General features: G+C 35.0%; 14 protein-coding genes and 1 pseudogene. All 15 read right to left on the bottom strand.

All coding sequences use genetic code 11. The features are described 5' to 3' along the window. Positions 1-4: 4 nt before the first annotated feature. The 15 genes and pseudogenes from HX062_RS11070 to HX062_RS11000 all read right to left on the bottom strand — a co-directional run bounded on the left by HX062_RS11070 (position 5) and on the right by HX062_RS11000 (position 16,129). Positions 5-1,162, bottom strand: coding sequence for a hypothetical protein (locus HX062_RS11070; protein WP_286467439.1), 1,158 nt, complete (start codon positions 1,160-1,162; stop codon positions 5-7). Continuing rightward, a complete protein-coding gene (locus HX062_RS11065) occupies positions 1,134-2,270 on the bottom strand; it encodes an O-antigen ligase family protein (protein ID WP_286467437.1) in 1,137 nt (378 codons plus the stop codon). The genes HX062_RS11070 and HX062_RS11065 overlap by 29 nt, the downstream gene beginning before the upstream one ends. Continuing rightward, on the bottom strand, positions 2,267-3,523 hold the full coding sequence (locus HX062_RS11060; protein WP_286467436.1) for a lipopolysaccharide biosynthesis protein: 1,257 nt from the start codon (positions 3,521-3,523) through the stop codon (positions 2,267-2,269). Before HX062_RS11060 ends, HX062_RS11065 begins: the two co-directional genes overlap by 4 nt. An 18-nt stretch (positions 3,524-3,541) precedes the next feature. Then, positions 3,542-4,621, bottom strand: coding sequence for a glycosyl hydrolase family 28-related protein (locus HX062_RS11055; protein WP_286467435.1), 1,080 nt, complete (start codon positions 4,619-4,621; stop codon positions 3,542-3,544). A gap of 27 nt (positions 4,622-4,648) precedes the next feature. Further along, a pseudogene (locus HX062_RS11050) lies at positions 4,649-5,199 on the bottom strand (SDR family oxidoreductase). 56 nt (positions 5,200-5,255) lie between these two features. Further along, on the bottom strand, positions 5,256-5,912 hold the full coding sequence (locus HX062_RS11045; RefSeq protein WP_286467434.1) for an acylneuraminate cytidylyltransferase family protein: 657 nt from the start codon (positions 5,910-5,912) through the stop codon (positions 5,256-5,258). A gap of 7 nt (positions 5,913-5,919) precedes the next feature. Next, positions 5,920-6,972 (bottom strand): nucleotidyltransferase family protein, encoded by a 1,053-nt coding sequence (locus HX062_RS11040; RefSeq protein ID WP_182626521.1) that lies wholly within the window; start codon positions 6,970-6,972, stop codon positions 5,920-5,922. Beyond that, positions 6,969-8,123 (bottom strand): UDP-N-acetylglucosamine 2-epimerase, encoded by a 1,155-nt coding sequence (gene neuC / locus HX062_RS11035; protein WP_286467433.1) that lies wholly within the window; start codon positions 8,121-8,123, stop codon positions 6,969-6,971. The genes HX062_RS11040 and neuC overlap by 4 nt, the downstream gene beginning before the upstream one ends. Before the next feature lies 1 nt (position 8,124). Next, positions 8,125-9,135, bottom strand: a complete 1,011-nt coding sequence (gene neuB / locus HX062_RS11030) for an N-acetylneuraminate synthase (protein WP_182626519.1) — start codon at positions 9,133-9,135, stop codon at positions 8,125-8,127. 7 nt (positions 9,136-9,142) lie between these two features. Further along, a complete protein-coding gene (locus HX062_RS11025) occupies positions 9,143-9,760 on the bottom strand; it encodes an acetyltransferase (protein ID WP_286467431.1) in 618 nt (205 codons plus the stop codon). Next, entirely contained in the window at positions 9,750-10,892 is a 1,143-nt protein-coding gene (locus tag HX062_RS11020; protein ID WP_182626517.1) for a LegC family aminotransferase, read from the bottom strand. The genes HX062_RS11025 and HX062_RS11020 overlap by 11 nt, the downstream gene beginning before the upstream one ends. Positions 10,893-10,896: 4 nt before the next feature. Further along, positions 10,897-12,084: a UDP-N-acetylglucosamine 4,6-dehydratase gene (locus HX062_RS11015; protein ID WP_182626516.1), complete on the bottom strand. Its 1,188-nt coding sequence runs from the start codon at positions 12,082-12,084 to the stop codon at positions 10,897-10,899. A 4-nt stretch (positions 12,085-12,088) separates the two neighbouring features. Continuing rightward, positions 12,089-13,384, bottom strand: a complete 1,296-nt coding sequence (locus HX062_RS11010; RefSeq protein ID WP_182626515.1) for a nucleotide sugar dehydrogenase — start codon at positions 13,382-13,384, stop codon at positions 12,089-12,091. A 21-nt stretch (positions 13,385-13,405) separates the two neighbouring features. Next, positions 13,406-14,806 (bottom strand): UDP-glucose 6-dehydrogenase, encoded by a 1,401-nt coding sequence (locus HX062_RS11005; RefSeq protein ID WP_286467430.1) that lies wholly within the window; start codon positions 14,804-14,806, stop codon positions 13,406-13,408. A 24-nt stretch (positions 14,807-14,830) separates the two neighbouring features. Then, positions 14,831-16,129 carry a nucleotide sugar dehydrogenase gene (locus HX062_RS11000; RefSeq protein WP_286467429.1) on the bottom strand — a complete coding sequence of 433 codons (1,299 nt, stop codon included), beginning with the start codon at positions 16,127-16,129 and terminating at the stop codon, positions 14,831-14,833. Positions 16,130-17,188: the final 1,059 nt, after the last annotated feature.

Below are 17,188 nucleotides of genomic sequence, written 5' to 3'. Positions count from 1 at the left end.
AAATTTATATATTCAACATCTTACTCATAAAGAAAACTCTTGAATTTTCTTCAAATAATTTCCCCCATCCTCTTTCCTTTAACTTTAAATATTTTCTATTTGAAATATCATCAATTATCAAATTACAATTTGATTGAAAAAAACTTTCATATAATACAGTAGAATATTGAGACATAATGTAATCATGCTCTACTAATACATCACTAATTCTTTTTGAAGTATCTACTACCTCGTAGTCAAAATAAGAACTCCTACATTCATTCCTTGGGTGATCTTTTAAATATATAGTAAAGCCATTTGTTTTTAAGAAGAACAAATTTTCTCGAATTAATTCTATCTCTTCGAAAGTTTCACATCCATGAAAAAAATAACATAGCTTTTTTGTTACACCTGTATTTAATAAAATGTTTTGGGCAAAAGGAGATTCAACAATTATTTGACTATTAGTTAATAGTTTTTCAAAAATTTCTTTATACGCTTGGTCCCAACAATAAAAAAAATCAAAGCTACTAAATGAATCTCTTAAACTGAGAACCTTATCTCCATGCATGAAATTCATCAATAATATATCATGTTTTTTACAATAAGCATGTAAAATACCAGAAGCGCAACTATACTCCATATTAACCCATGCTTCTGATATCCCATACTTCTTTTTTGCGTACGCTACCTGAGCAACCCTAAAAATGGTAGGTGATAAGATATTTACATTAAATCCTATTTTTCGAAAGCTTTTAAAAATAAATAATAGGTCATTGCAACTTAAAAAAAGATCCTTAACTGCAATAAAATGTAATGTTTTATTCACTTGAATTTTTTCAGAGAATATACTTTTGGAATAAAAGTAAGCGACTTTGTTCTTATCCTTACTCTTTTCTTTTTTTAAAAAAAACTTAATGTAATTACAAAAACATAGTAATAAAAGATAGAAAACAGTTATAGTGGATAAAAAAGCTAACACTGTTCGCTTCTTTTTGTTTAAATGATATACTTGTGCCTTATATTGGAAAAGAGAATCAAACTCAAAGTCATCAGGATATCTACTTCGCTCATCTTTTAATTCCACCAAATATTTTTCTTCTTCTTCCCAACTACTATTCCAATTTATACTTGCAATATCCTGTTTTAAGGATTTATATTTTATTATTAAATACTGAATCATCCTTTATAAATATTATACTAAAAAAAACTAAATCAAATAATGAAATCCCCCAAAACAAACCATATTGAGCCATTGAATATATCAAAAAAGGCAATACATATATAAAACGATTTCTTTTAATATTTTTACACAAATAATAGAACAAGATAAAAGATAATATAATACCTAAGCTCGTTAATGTTTCTAAATACGAATTATGCGCATGGTAAGAATGTCCATTAACCATAATATATACTTTACTTCCAAAATTACCGAAAATAAAATTATCTTTAAATATCTCAATAAATGTGGGGAAAATCATATCCCTCCCTGTGGCATCTACGGTTCCTTTTCCACGAGAAAATTGATTAATTATAGTTCCGAACTTAGCGAAAATTAAACTAAAGGTTAAGACAAACCCTAGCATAATAGTCAATTTTACTTTTATTGAACTATATATAAAATTTTTGAAATAATACAGCAAAACGAAAACTATCACCGCCAAAATAACCGTCCTATTAAAAGTAACAAACAAGCCCGCTAACAAAAGAACTAGGGATATTTTTCTATAATTTATAGAATTTTTTAATAGGTGAAATAGAACTAATCCTATTAGTATTTTTTGTCCAAAAACACTACTACTACTACTTAATCCATAAACACGGTTGTAATACAACAAATCGGTACTACCAAATTCGGTATCTCCAGTAACAACAGTGGCCTTAATAATATATGGGACTCCTAAGATGTATTCAAAAATACCAACTACAATTTCTATTAAGATAAAATACAATAAATATTTCCAAACATCTACATTAAATTTACGAGCAATAAATATGCTAGAAACAATAAAAACACCATAAGGAAAAAAACTATTACTCCTTTCTACATCTATAAATCGATTATCTATATCTAGGTTAAATATTTGACCATAATAAAAGAATAAAACATTTAATATAATAAATAGAATTAATAGGTAATCACTACGTGATAATAATTTATTCTTTAAGGCACTAAAAAAGGTAATAAATCCAAATAAAGCCAGTGCAATATACAATAACTCTTGAGGCATTCCTGCTATTGTAGTTAGAAAAACAGTTAATGCAAACCAAAACTCTTTACTTTTCATATTTTCTTTTTTATTAGGTTAACATACTGATAATAAACTAATACAAACTGAACGACAAAAGTAATACAAGAAGCTATTGCGGAACCTAATAACCCTAAGATTGGTAATAAATACCAAGCAAGGACAAAGTTTAGTATTGCACATAATAGCATATACAAAGATAACAGTGAACTCTTTTTAAAATAAAACATAATGTTGACAAAGATTTTATAAAAACTATTAAAACAATACCCTAAGACAATAATACCTACAATTTTAAAGTCTAAAACATAATTACCATGTATAACGAATTTATAAATAAATGGAATCATTAAATAAATAAATACAGCCAAGAAGACAAAGAAAAGGCAAAAGAAATAATTCAGCCTCAACATTTTTTTTATTGCAACCACATTTGAACTACTTAACACTTTAAACATATGTGGCGTCCAAGCTTGATTTAATGAATTAGAAACAAAGGCCATCAATAAGCCTATCTGAGAAGCTACTCCATAAACTCCTACTTGTCCGATGTCAAAATATTTCAGGATCAAATAGCGATCACCATATGACATTAAGTATCCACTAATACTGTGAATAATCAAAGGACTACTATATAATAAACATTCTTTTAACAAACCTTTATCGAAAACTGAATGAGAATATAGCTCTTTTCGCAAGAGAAAGAATAAACTTATTAAACTAAATAAGAAAGAAATCAGGACTGCTGAAAAAACCCTAGCCTCCCAACCTGAATAAACATAAAGTATGATAAAAACAGAAATTCCAAAATCTGTAAATGTTTTAGAAATTCTAAAAATTCCGAACGCTCGAGGATTTTCAGTTGCTCTAAAATAGGATAGTAAAATTTCACTAATTTGAGAAAAACAAGAATAACCTAAAGCTAATAATGCTATTATGATATATAGATTCCATAAATTAAAAATCAACGTTACGGAGACAAATAACACTATTACAGCAAAAGAACTAACAAAGGTAAAATTAATTGATGTTGACAATAATTTTCTAACATCAATATCTTTGTCATAGTAAAAGCGTATAACAGATGCTCCTATATTTAAACCTACTAAAGGCATTAAAATCAATGAGCTAGTATTAAACATATCAATGACTCCATACTCCTCCTTGCTTAATTCTGCGGTAAAAAAAGGTATTAAAAGAAAAGGAATAATTGCATTAAATAAATTCAATACTGTATATAAGCCTATATTCTTAAATACTTTACTCTTAAACAACTTTAAAATAAAACTCACAAAAACTTCATTAAATTATTAATTATCATCACAGGGGTATTGAATTCCAAATCGCGTTTCAACATAACCGCAATCGATTTTAAGTGTTGCATTTTCTTGCTTAACTTTTGAAAGCATACGCTTGAATCCACCAGCTTTATCTATTGTAGTTTTGGAAATAGTAAGTGCTGATTCGTCATTTCCTAATGGATTGATAACAAACAAATAGCTACCTATCTCACTTTTACGTATGTCCATATTGGTATTAATTCCATTGCAAAAAACAAAACCTGTATCATCAAACACACAATCTTCAATTTGCACATGATTTTGTTCTTGGGTTCCTATTCCTCTATACCATAAATGCAATTGAAGGCCCACAACTTCCCTTTGAAAAATATCAGGAGACTGAACATTTAAAAAACTACATTTATAAAAAGAAACACTATTACCAATACTCGTTCCTTTATTATAACTGCTTACCCTAACGTTATGTTGTTTCGAATTAACAAATTGACATTCCTCGAAAGAAATAGCCTGATTTAAGGCAATATTAGTATCATTTACAACGGCAACATTACTTTGTGGAGCATTTGAAATGATACACTTCTTAAATACTACATTTGCAGCATTTAAAATGCCCACATTATTTGCCCGATCCAAAACATCGCCGTCTAAGTCGGTCGTTATGCCAAGACACTCCACAAGAATATTCTCACTTTGAATAGTTTCACCTTCATACATTGTTCTTCTGTTATAATCACCTAATCCAAGCGAACCATAGTAAAAATAGCTGTTAATTTTTCCAACTATACCTAAACAATCTCCAAAATATCCTGCCTTTCCTTTCTTAACAATAATGGATTCCGCTGCATTTTCTCCTTTCAAGGTAACATTACTACCCCAAATTATTAGTGTTTTATTGTAAATTGCAAACTCTCCTTTAGGGAAATAGATTGTTCCTCCTCCATCATTGATCACTTCATCTATTGCACTTTGAATAAGGAACCAATTATCGTATACACCATCGCCAACAACTCCCCTTTGTTGTAAATTTATGTCTTTACTAAAGGCGGCACTCACGCAGCAATACAATATCAGCAGGTAAATTTTTCTCACTATTCAAACTGTTTTATACGGTACAACTTAGACTATGGTCCAACCTCCATCCACCATTAGATTATGTCCGGTGATAAAGGATGCATCGTCAGATAGTAAAAAGGTAACCGCAGGAGCCATTTCACTTGGCTTGCCTAATCTCTTCAACGGAGATTTAGCGCTATAACGGCGAATAAAGCTTGGTTGTTGATTTTTTTCATCGATTACCCCCCCAGGAGACATACAATTTACGCGTATACCGTATTCTCCGAAATAAGAAGCGAGATATTTCGTAAAATTAATGAGTCCACCTTTGATAGCGTTATAAGCCGCTGGTGAAGTTCCTCCGTATTCCTCGTACAAACTAAAATCGTTTCCAACTACTCCATAAATTGATCCTATCGTGACAATAGATCCTGATTGCTGGTTTTTCATTACCTTAAGTACTTTTTGCATAAATAAAATACAGCATTTAATTGCATATCGACATTTTTTTGCCATGACTCTAACTCGATATCTTCAAACTTATTGCCCCAATCTCTTGCACGTAGATAAGCTAGATTTACAAGTCCATCTATCCTACCATATTTTTCTACTATCGTTTTTACAATGTAGTCAATTGCTACTTGAACTGTTACATTTGCTTCAATAAAAATTAAAGTGCTTCATTATTAAAACTGAATAGATAATTACAAAACATCCAATCATCATAAGTATCAATATCAACTGAATTCATACGATCCATTATATAGGCATACGTTTTATTCGTATAATACAAATTACTTTCAATGACATTTAAAGATAAAACATAGATGGCTCCATTAGGATAAAATGATTCACGTTGAGGCAAATTACCTATAGCCTCTATTACTCCATTCTCATTTATAAATTTATTCCAATGCAAAGGATGGTGTTCTTTTGTAAAAGAAATAACAGCATCTGCATCTTTTTTTATAAACAATTCTATAGCTTCAGTAATATGCTTTCCATTTCTTAGAGGTGAAGTGGGTTGTAGTAAAACACAGGAGTCAATTTTTTCTAATTGCGAATTCAAAATATATTTAATCACTTCATTACTTGAAGCTGTATCATTAGATAATTCTTGAGGTCTTAATCCTGGAACTAATGCGCCATATTTTTCAGCTACTTTAGCAATTTCAATATCATCAGTAGTAACAACTACTTTCGTTATATATTTGCATGCTAATGCTGCTTCTATAGTATAAGCTATCAAAGGTTTCCCATTCAATAATTTAATATTCTTTCCTGGTAAGCGTTTTGATCCTCCTCTAGCTGGTATTATAGCAATCATAATAAAGTTATAATTTAATGTGTTTAATATCTTCTTGCGCTTTTTTAAAATCGTCGTGTTTACCGATGTCTAACCAGTATCCATTAATCGGATACGTCACTAATTTTAAATCCATCTCTATAATGCGTTCCATTAAGTCCGTAATATCGTAAAACGTTCCTTCGGGAATCATTTTTAAGAGCGATTTATTTAGAATATAGATACCCGCATTGGAATAATAGGTATATCGTGGTTTTTCTTTTAGCGATTTAACTTGGTTGTCATTCTTAACCTCAAGTACGGCATAGGGCACATCTACATGGTAAGACGTTGCGGCAACAGCCATATCAGCGCCAGAGGATTTATACATAGTATAAAAATCACCAAAATCAATATTGGTCAATAAGTCGCTATTCATTACGATAATATCGTCGTGATAAAATTCATCCACTAATAAAACGGATCCAATTGTACCAAGCGGTTTATCTTCTTTAACATATTGAATCGTTACCCCTTTACTTTGACCATCTTGAAAGTATTCAATTAGTTGCTCTCCCAAATAATTGATACTTATATTGATTGTTTTAATACCACACTGAATGAGGCGATCAATATTATACTCTATAATTGGTTTGTCTCCAACTTTTAAGAGAGGTTTTGGCGTATTTTCAGTTAACGGACGCAATCGTTTCCCTTCCCCACCTGCCATCAAAACAGCATCCGCAGGAATGAGTGTTGTGGTCACATTAAAATCTAAGATATCAACTATTTCTTTATTTTGGTTAACGATTGGTATAACTTTCAATCGTTTAATTCGATATTCTTCTAATTCTGATAAATTATAATTATCCTTATAGATAAAAATTGGATTAGCTTGGATAAAGTCTTCCAATTGGGTATTAAAATCATATCCTTTAATAAAGCCTCTTCTTAAATCGCCATCGGTTAAAGACCCAATGAGCTGATTGTTTTTATTTGTAACAAAAAGTATAGAACTTGGAGCATTTTGATCTAGTTTCACTAATGCATCCCTTACTCCTTTATCTAGACAAATTGTATGTTTTTCTACGCTACTTTTCATACGATATCATAAAAATGTTTAACTACTTTGAAATCCTTTGTGTTCTCTAATACGCTCATAATTTTATCAACAGCGCCTCCATTATAATACGGGTTGACAACGTGATCTAGCGTTTGCTTAAAACTTGACTCTTTTGTATTTTGAATTGCTTCTGAAATGGCCTCAACATCATTGGAACAATTGATTATGCTAGCAGCCTGAATTCTCCCTTTTTGTCGATCGCCAATATTTACTGTTGCCGTATGAAGCGAAGGTGCTTCCAGAATACCCGAAGAACTGTTTCCTATAATAGCATCGCAAGCTTTGACAACAGACAAAAAACGAAAGGCACCTAAACTGTGGAAAGCGATAGCTTTCTCTTGATGCTGCATCACGTACTCGTCTATCAGTCTATTAATTACACGTCCGTCAGTATCTGCGTTTGCTTTGGTGAAAATAAAAAAGCTATCTTCCTCTTTATCTAAAGCGTGTAGCAAATTTTTAAACTGTTCTTCTGAACTAATCGCATTTAATGTTTCTGGGTGAAAAGTAACCTGATAATTAAACTTTTTAAATTTGATTCCCAATTCTTTTTCCAACTCACTTTTGGTCAAAAGAGCCAGGGCATTTATATTATCAATACCTAATGCACCAACGTTAAATACGCGTATAGGGTCTTCTCCCAATTGAATGACGCGCTGTCTATAGTCTTCAGTTGATGTGAAGTGCAAATAGCTGAGTTTCGAAATTGCGTGTCGGATTGCATCATCATAAGCCCCTTCTGTAATTTCTCCTCCGTGTAAGTGAATAATGGGTATTTTTGAAATAGTGGCAGCCGCTGCCATAGCTAACATTTCATAGCGATCGCCTAAGATAATAATAGCATCGGGTTTTAGTCGATTAAATGCTTCTGCATAGCTAATCAACCCTAGTCCCATCGATTTACTAATCCCTACTGCTGTATCAGAAGATACCAACATTTCTATTTCTTCATCAATGGCAAAGCCATCATCGATAATAAATTTTTTAGTCAAGCCAAATTCAGGAGATAAATGTGCCCCTGTAACCAATAATTGCAAGTGAAATCCAGTATGATTATTCAATGCATGTATCAAAGGCTTCAACAACCCATATTCTGCACGAGTGGCGGTAGTAACACAAATTTTTTTCATTCTACATTTCAATTAAATCATCTTCTTCAAAATTTTTGATCGCTTTACTTCCAATAACTGAATCCCATTTCATCGGTGAAATTCCATTCCCAGGTCGTTTTACCGTAACATTTTCCTCTGACAATAGTTCGCCTTGTCGAATATTCTTTTTTGCGACAATACTCTTTCTCGCTATGGCAATATTTTTAAGTTCAGAATGACTTGGTTCCTTCAAACCAGTACCTGCAATAGCCATTTCGACATTTCTAATTGCGGCAACCATTGCTTTTAATTCTTGAGGTTCAAGAGAAGCAACATGGTCTGGACCAGGCATTGTTCTATCTAAGGTGAAATGTTTTTCAATTACTGTAGCACCTAGAGCCACTGCGGCTATTGGCACTTCTATTCCCATCGTATGATCCGAATAACCAACTGCTACACCTAACTTATCTTGAATAAGGTTCATCGCTTTTAGATTCACATCTTGCATTGGGGTAGGATACTCTGTATTACAGTGTAAAATGGTAATATTGTCTTTTGCTATCCCTGCTGCTATAAATACCTCCAATGCTGCTTCTACCTCGGCTAAAGAACACATTCCTGTCGATAAGATTACTTCGTTAAACAAACGGGCTGCTTTTCTTAGATAAGGCAGGTTCGTAATTTCCCCTGAAGGAATTTTAACTAAATCTAAACCAACATCTTTTAAGTAAGCTAAAGATTCTAAATCAAATGCGGTAGAAAAAAACTTGATCCCTTTTTGCTCACAATACGCTAACAACTGCGTATGGTCTTCTTTTGACAATTCTAACTTTTTCAACATTTCCAGCTGAGAATCGTTACCATTGCCCGTATTAGCGATTTGGTATTCGGCTTTTTTTGCATTTTTTGAAACTAAGGCATCTGCCTTGAATGTTTGGAACTTGATATAGTCTACACCAGCTTCAACAGCGTGATCTATTAATGCAAAGGCATTAGCTAGATCACCATTGTGATTTACACCAGCTTCGGCTATTATTATTGTTTTCTTCATATTTTCTTTAACTAGCAGGATTCCCATATACTATACTGTTATCAGCTATGTCCTTTACCACGACTGATCCAGCACCAATAATACAGTTCTTCCCTATTTTTATTCCTTGCCTAACCACAGCATTTGCTCCAATAAATGTTTGCTGTCCGACATTTACATTTCCTGCCAGGACAGCACCAGGTGCGATATGTACTCCTTTTTCTAGCACACATTCATGTTCGACAATAGCCCCTGAATTGATAATACACATATCTCCAATAGTTGAGAAGGCATTTACTATAGCACCAGCATTAACAAAAACACCCTTTCCCATGCTACAAAATGAACTCACAGTTGACTTTGGGTGTACTATGGTCACAAGCTCCTTATTCTTGGATAAGATAAACTCACCAATCCTAACTCGCAAGTTGTTATCGCCAATACCTAGGGCAAACAATCGATCTGAATGCCAATCAAAGGAGTCGTTTCTTTCACTTCCCAAATAATTCAAATCAAAAGGATTTCGAACCGCTTCTGATACGTCACAATAGGCTACGATCTTGTTTTCACTCAACAAGGCCGCATCATAAACAACATATCCATGTCCTGAATACCCTACGAGAACTATTTCTACACTATCTTGCACTACTTGGTATGTTTACAATTCTGTCTTCCAAAAACTCTGCATTGATTTGTTCATCACGTTGACAGTCTTTATACATCGGCAATCTGTACATCAATTGCCAAATTGGTCTTGTCATAACACCCGCATCATTTGTTTCCTTCAAGAAAGCATCTCTTTCCATTCTGTCTTGTAGCTCTACACACATTAACCAATAATTCGCACGTGTATCTTTTGTTTCTTCTCTAAATTTTATTCCTTCACCTTTAAAAAAGGAGATATATTCTTGTGCAATTTGTCGTTTGCTTTGGAGCAACACGTCTAATTGCTCCAATTGAGCGCATGCTAATGCCGCATTTAGATTTGGCATGCGGTAATTATAGCCAAGCTCTTCGTGGTAAAACTCGTAAGGATGTGGTCGTTTTGCAGTAGTAGTAATAAACTTTGCACGCGTTCCTATTTCTACGTCATTTGTAATAATTGCACCACCGCCACCGCATGTTACTGTTTTGTTACCATTAAAGGAAAATGTCCCCAATAATCCAAAACTCCCTGTGTGTTTACCTTTGTAGTAACTACCTAAAGATTCTGCCGCATCCTCAATAATAGGAATACACCACGTATCACACACCCTAATTAATTCGTCTATATGAACAGGAAAACCAAACGTGTGCATTGGAACACAAGCCGCTATTCTCTTTCCTGTCTTTTTATTATAACACTGATTATCTCTAACTTGAGCGAATTCTTCTAGGAAGCTTTCTAATGCACGAGGTGATAATCCCATGGTATCTAAATCAACATCAATGAATACGGGCTTAGCTCCAATATAAGCGATTGCATTTGCTGTTGCCACAAACGTCAACGCTTGAGTGATTACCTCATCACCAGAACCAACGCCAGCCAATTGCATAGCAATATGTAGAGACGCCGTTCCATTGACAACTGCTATTGCTTTATTCGCCGTTGTTATATCTTGCATCATTACTTCAAATTGGTCAACATAAGCACCTACTGAAGAGACAAAAGTAGAATCAATCGTATCTAATACATACTTTCTTTCATTACCTCTGAAACGCGGCTCATGTAAAGGGATGAATTTATCTGTTTGATATATATTGCGAACAAAATCAATTGTATTACCTATATTTTTCATGCTATTACATTTTTGAATCTAAATACTTACCTTTTTCTTGATGTCCGAAGTTAGGAATCATTGCGTGAAATAAATCAACGAGTTCTTCTTTGTTCCATCTCTTATTTTCTTTCATACGACCAATCGCAGTTGTGAAAGTATTCAACTTTTCTTCTTCAAAGAATAGCTCATTTTTAATTACGCCTAAATTGACAAATCGATCCATATCCAGCACTTCTCTATCGGTGAAGAACTCTTCAAAATCTTTTTCTCCAGTGGTATCACTTGCTGTAAAAAGGCAAGGCCATTTCCCCTCTTGTGGCAAGGAATGAACTAAGGCTCTAGCCTCTTCTTCTGATTGACACAAATAAGGCTCATATCCTAAGTTTTTAAGGTATTTTTCAGCGATCTCAGCGAAGGTAATTAAGTGTAAATGTTCACTTAATTTAGGGAAAAAGATATCTCTGTTTTCTCCAAAAATGCAAGACATCAAACACAACTCTCCCGATTCTTTAGGAACAACAAAGTATCGTTTAATGTCATTTGGAGCAACAATGGGCTGTTTTTTCTCAATTCGTTTGTTAAATCCATGTAATAAAGAACCATCGGAGAAAGCTACATTGGCAAAACGAGCGGTAGAAATATCAATTTGCGTACTTTTACGCATTAAATACATTTCCATAATACGTTTAGAAGCTCCCATCATATTTACTGGATTAGCAGCTTTATCTGTAGAAACACAAAAATATTTCTTCACTCCTTTGTCAATCGATTGTTGTATTGTCTTATCTGTATTGAAAATATTGACATCAATCATTCGCATTAACGTAAATGGATCTTTTTCACTTCTTACATGTTTCAGTGCAGATAAATTTAATACGTAATCGTATTTGCCATCTGCTTCTATAAATGCATCGTATTCAACAGATCCAATATCTAAAGCAAACGTTTGAAAATCTCCATCAATATATCCATATGAACTACGGATATCTCTTACTAATTCGACCATATTGTTTTCGCTAATATCAACAACATGTAATTTTTTTGGATTGCGCTTAAAAATTTCTTTTGTAACTGCCTGTCCTATAGATCCAGCTCCTCCAATAACTAAAAAACTAGATGAAGAAACTATTTGTCGTAATTCTGAATCATACTTACTAATATCTTCAGTAAATAATTCTTTTTCTCTGCCTATTAAACTTAATATATTCATATGATTATAACCTTGCATCAACTTTACTTCTATCTAAACAAGCCTTAGTATCAAAAACAACAGCATTTTCTACCATTAAATCATTAAAGTCCAACGCTAAAAACTGTTGGTGTGCAACAGCTATAATAACAGCCTCATACTTTTTATCTTTTGGCAAGCTAGTTTCTATTTCAATTCCATACTCGTGTTTTACTTCCTCTGCTTTTGCCCACGGATCGTAAACATCAACATTTACACCATATTTTTTAAGCTCTTTGTGAATATCTGCTACTTTGGTATTTCGTACATCAGGGCAGTTTTCTTTAAAGGTAACGCCTAAAATCAAAACGTTAGCTGCTTTAATGCGTAAATCCTTTTCAATCATCAATTGAATCGTTTTGGAGGCTACAAAAGAAGCCATACGATCATTTACTCTACGTCCTGATAGGATCACTTCTGGATGATAGCCTAATTGGGTAGCTTTGTGTGCTAAGTAGTATGGATCAACAGAGATACAATGTCCTCCAACTAACCCTGGTTTATACTTTAAGAAGTTAAATTTAGTTCCTGCCGCTTCTAACACGTCATTGGTATCAATACCTACCTTATCAAAAATCAAGGCCAATTCATTTACAAATGATATATTGACATCGCGTTGTGCATTTTCAATTGCTTTAGAAGCTTCAGCCACTTTTAATGAAGGGGCTAAATGCGTACCTGCTTTGATGATTGTTTTATAAAGCTGATCTATTTCCGTTGCAATTTCAGGCGTACTTCCTGAAGTTACTTTTACAATTGTTGTTAAGGTATTCACCTTATCTCCAGGATTGATGCGTTCAGGCGAATAACCTACAAAGAAATCTCGATTAAAAGTCAACCCAGAAAACTCAGCTAACAACGGCACACACACTTCTTCTGTACAACCTGGATATACGGTAGATTCGTAGATCACGATATCGCCCTTTTTCAGCACTTTTCCCAACATTGATGATGCACCGCGTAAAGGTTTCAAATCAGGAGCGTTAAACTCGTCAATTGGCGTTGGAACAGTTACAATATATACGTTGGCACTAGCCAATATGTCCAGGTCATTTGAAGCGAGATATCCTTGTTGAAAACTTGTTTGCTTTGCTTTCGCTAAGGATGCATTTAATTGCTCTAAATCAGCTTCTAAGGTATGATCCTCTCCTCTGTTTAATTCCTCAACTCTTTCTTTGTTAATATCGAATCCAATGACTGGAAAATGCTTAGAAAATTCTATGGCTAAAGGTAAACCCACATATCCTTGTCCTATTACGGCAATTTTGTAATCTGTTCTCATTCGTTCTAATGCTGCTTTTAATTATTTTCCTTTTCCTATTGTATATACTTCAAATCCTATTTGTTCTAAAGCCTGACGATTTAGGATATTGCGACCATCGAAAACAAAAGCAGGTTTCTGCATATTGTCGTAAATGCGTTGCCAATCGTAGGTTGTAAATTCGTCCCATTCGGTTAAAACTGCCACGGCATGTGCGTTTTCTAGCGCCTCATAGGGATCTTGGTGTACGGTAAGGTGTTCTTTATTTGATTCTGGCGCACGCGTAGCCAAATAGTCCAAATCGGACAACATTTGCATTTGGGTTACTTTGGGATCGTACACGTGAATTTGGGCTTCTTCTTCCATCAAGTCATTGGCAACGTAAATAGCCGCTGACTCCCTTGTGTCGTTGGTGTCTTTTTTAAACGCCCATCCCAAAAAGGCTATCTTTTTGTCGTTTACCGTATTGAATAAGGTAGAGACGATATTTTCTGCAAAGCGGCGTTTTTGGTAGTCGTTCATGATGATGACTTGTTCCCAATAGTTGGCCACTTCTTCTAAACCATAGGTTGTTGCAATATACACCAAGTTGAGAATGTCCTTTTGAAAACAAGACCCCCCAAAGCCAACAGAGGCTTTTAGGAATTTGTTTCCGATACGGCTATCGGTTCCAATGGCACGAGCCACCTCACTTACATCAGCGCCTGATGCTTCACACAAGGCAGAAATAGCATTGATGGAAGACACGCGTTGGGCTAAAAACGCATTGGCTGTTAGCTTCGACAATTCTGACGACCATACATTGGTGCGCAAGATGCGCTCTTGAGGTACCCAAGCGGCGTAAATAGACGCCAATGCTTCAATTGCCTCTTGTCCTTTTTCGGTTTCTGCTCCTCCAATCAATACGCGATCGGGATGCATCAAGTCTTGAATCGCTGTTCCTTCTGCCAAAAACTCTGGATTGGACAGAATTTGAAACTCTACCCCATTGCCCGTTTGATCTAAAATGCGCTTTATCGCTTGAGCGGTACGCACGGGAAGGGTTGATTTTTCTACAACTATTTTATCTGTTTTGGCTACACGCGCAATTTGACGGGCGCATAGCTCAATGTATTTTAAATCGGCTGCCATCCCCTTTCCTTTTCCATAGGTTTTGGTTGGGGTATTTACGGAAATGAAAATCATATCCGCTTCGTCAATGGCTTTGTCTACGTCTGTATCAAAAAATAAGTTACGCCCTCTTGCCTCAGCTATAACTGCGTCTAAACCGGGCTCGTAAATCGGCAATTGATCCAAGTCTGTATTGTTCCACGCTTGAATACGCGCTTCATTCATGTCCACTACAGTAATTTGAATATGCAGGTTTTTCTGCGCAATAACGGCCATGGTCGGTCCACCAACGTAACCTGCACCCACACAACAAATTTTAGTAATACTCTTCATCTAATAACCTTCGGTATAATCTTATTATAATCTACTATCTACAATGTCTTGCGCTAATACACTTTTGGTATCAAACACAACACCATTGTTGTGCACTAGCTCTCTGACGTTAAATTTATCAAATTCGCGATGGGCTGTGGTTAAGACAACGGCATCATATTGTTGTGTTAGGATGTCCTGAGAAGAGAGCACCTCAATATTGTACTCTTCTTTTACCTCTTGGGGGGCTACCCAAGGGTCATACACCGCTACATCCATTCCGTAGGACACTAATTCGTCATAGATATTCGCTACTTTGGTATTGCGGGTATCAGGGCAATTTTCTTTGAAAGCAAAGCCGAGTAGTAACACTTTTGCCTGGCTGACATTGATGTTTTTTTGCACCATTAGCTTGACTACTTTACTGGCGATAAACACGGGAATCTCGTCGTTGACGCGACGTCCGGAAAGGATCACATCGGGATAATACCCCAGCTGAATGGCTTTGTGTGCCAGGTAGTAGGGATCTACTGAAATGCAGTGTCCGCCTACTAGTCCGGGTTTAAACTTTAAGAAGTTAAACTTAGTCCCTGCTGCTTCTAACACTTCTTGTGTGTCAATGCCAATGCGGTCAAAGATCAACGCCAATTCATTTACAAAGGAGATATTGACATCGCGCTGTGCATTTTCAATGACTTTAGCCGCTTCTGCCACTTTAATTGACGTCGCTTTATGGGTGCCAGCATAAATAATTTGCTGGTATAACTGATTGATTTCTTCTGCTACTTCGGGTGTACTTCCGGATGTAACCTTGACGATCGTTTCTAAGGTATTGATTTTGTCCCCTGGATTAATGCGCTCTGGGGAATAGCCGACGTAAAAGTCTCGGTTGAACACCAACTTAGCGGTAGCTTCCAAAACGGGAATACACTCCTCTTCGGTACATCCGGGATATACCGTTGATTCATAGATAACAATATCGTTGGGTTTGAGCACTTCACCTACTAAACGGGAAGCACTTTTTAAAGGGGATAAATCAGGGGCATTGAATTGATTAATCGGGGTAGGAACGGTAATGATATACACATTGGCTTCAGCTAAATCTTTGATCTCGCAACTAGGCAAGTAGCCCTTTATGCCTCCAGAGGTTTGGTAGGCAATTAACGATACCTTCAGCTGCTCTTCGTCCGCTTCTTTGGTATCGTCTTGTGCGTTTCTCAAGCTCGCAATGCGCTTTGCATTGATATCAAAACCCACTACAGGATAGTGTTTTGAAAATGCCAAGGCCAAAGGCAAACCTACGTAGCCTTGTCCTATTACAGCAATCTTATATTCCTTTTTCATTTTTTTTTATTACTTTCTTATTACTTAAAAATTCAGATAAAAAAGTAAGGTGTTTTTAGCCTAAGCTTCTCCCTAAGCACACAAAGGTACATTTTTTAACCATTATGCACAGCATTCCTTTTATTATTTTTAAGCTAATAGCATTTCTTGTCTGTCTTAAAAAATCGCCCTTTCTACACATAAAAAGTTAAAATTCTTTAAAGCAAAGCTTTACTCGCGAAACATCCTCTGTTTTATTCCTTTTATCTAAATAGATTGATGTTTTTACCTCTTGATTTTTTGTTTATTTTTTAAATTAGCAGTACACAACTACTTATTTTACAAGGTAATTGTTTTGTTGTTGTTTTTTGGGAGGGGCTTTTGAACAGCAAGTCTTTCTTTTCAGCCAATACTTGCTATTTAGTATAAACGTGGTTTGCTTCTTTTTATTTTATATATTTTTTTGTTTTTGTGCGGTGTATCTCACTTAGTTTATATTTTGTTTTGGTGTTCGATGAATCTATGATTTGTTGTTCGCGCGGTTTGCGCGGTTTGTTTTTTGCGCGGTTTGTTTAGTTTCTTCATTTGTAAGATAATTGTGCTTCACAAAGAGCAAAGAACAACGAGCAAAGAACAACGAGCAAAGAACAACGAGCAAAGAACAACGAGCAAAGAGCAACGAGCAAAGAGCAAAGAGCAAAGAGCAAAGAGCGAAGAAATCTGTGCGGTTTATCTCACCGAGTTTATATTTTGTTTTGGTGTTCGATGAATCTATGATTTGTTATTTGCACGGTTTATCTCACCGAGTTTATATTTTGTTTTGGTGTTCAATGAATCTATGATTTGTTGTTCGCGCGGTTTGCGCGGTTTGTTTTTTGCGCGGTTTGTTTAGTTTCTTCATTTGTAAGATAATTGTGCTTCACAAAGAGCAAAGAACAACGAGCAAAGAACAACGAGCAAAGAACAACGAGCAAAGAACAACGAGCAAAGAGCAACGAGCAACGAGCAACGAGCAAAGAGCAACGAGCAAAGAGCAACGAGCAAAGAGCAACGAGCAAAGAGCAACGAGCAAAGAGCAAC

It is taken from the genome of Myroides sp. DF42-4-2, from assembly GCF_030326445.1.
Classification (GTDB): domain Bacteria; phylum Bacteroidota; class Bacteroidia; order Flavobacteriales; family Flavobacteriaceae; genus Flavobacterium.
Note: the sequence above shows the minus strand (reverse complement) of the source record. Positions and strands in the feature narration are given on the sequence as shown.

Excerpts from the sequence above, each read along its gene's own strand:
- HX062_RS11045 (WP_286467434.1), bottom strand. The coding sequence starts at position 5,912 with ATGATTGCTATAATACCAGCTAGAGGAGGATCAAAACGCTTACCAGGA.
- HX062_RS11015 (WP_182626516.1), bottom strand. The coding sequence starts at position 12,084 with ATGAATATATTAAGTTTAATAGGCAGAGAAAAAGAATTATTTACTGAA.
- HX062_RS11070 (WP_286467439.1), bottom strand. The coding sequence starts at position 1,162 with ATGATTCAGTATTTAATAATAAAATATAAATCCTTAAAACAGGATATT.
- neuB (WP_182626519.1), bottom strand. The coding sequence starts at position 9,135 with ATGAAGAAAACAATAATAATAGCCGAAGCTGGTGTAAATCACAATGGT.
- HX062_RS11005 (WP_286467430.1), bottom strand. The coding sequence starts at position 14,806 with ATGAAGAGTATTACTAAAATTTGTTGTGTGGGTGCAGGTTACGTTGGT.
- HX062_RS11010 (WP_182626515.1), bottom strand. The coding sequence starts at position 13,384 with ATGAGAACAGATTACAAAATTGCCGTAATAGGACAAGGATATGTGGGT.
- HX062_RS11040 (WP_182626521.1), bottom strand. The coding sequence starts at position 6,972 with ATGAAAAGTAGCGTAGAAAAACATACAATTTGTCTAGATAAAGGAGTA.
- HX062_RS11065 (WP_286467437.1), bottom strand. The coding sequence starts at position 2,270 with ATGAAAAGTAAAGAGTTTTGGTTTGCATTAACTGTTTTTCTAACTACA.
- HX062_RS11000 (WP_286467429.1), bottom strand. The coding sequence starts at position 16,129 with ATGAAAAAGGAATATAAGATTGCTGTAATAGGACAAGGCTACGTAGGT.
- HX062_RS11020 (WP_182626517.1), bottom strand. The coding sequence starts at position 10,892 with ATGAAAAATATAGGTAATACAATTGATTTTGTTCGCAATATATATCAA.
- neuC (WP_286467433.1), bottom strand. The coding sequence starts at position 8,123 with ATGAAAAAAATTTGTGTTACTACCGCCACTCGTGCAGAATATGGGTTG.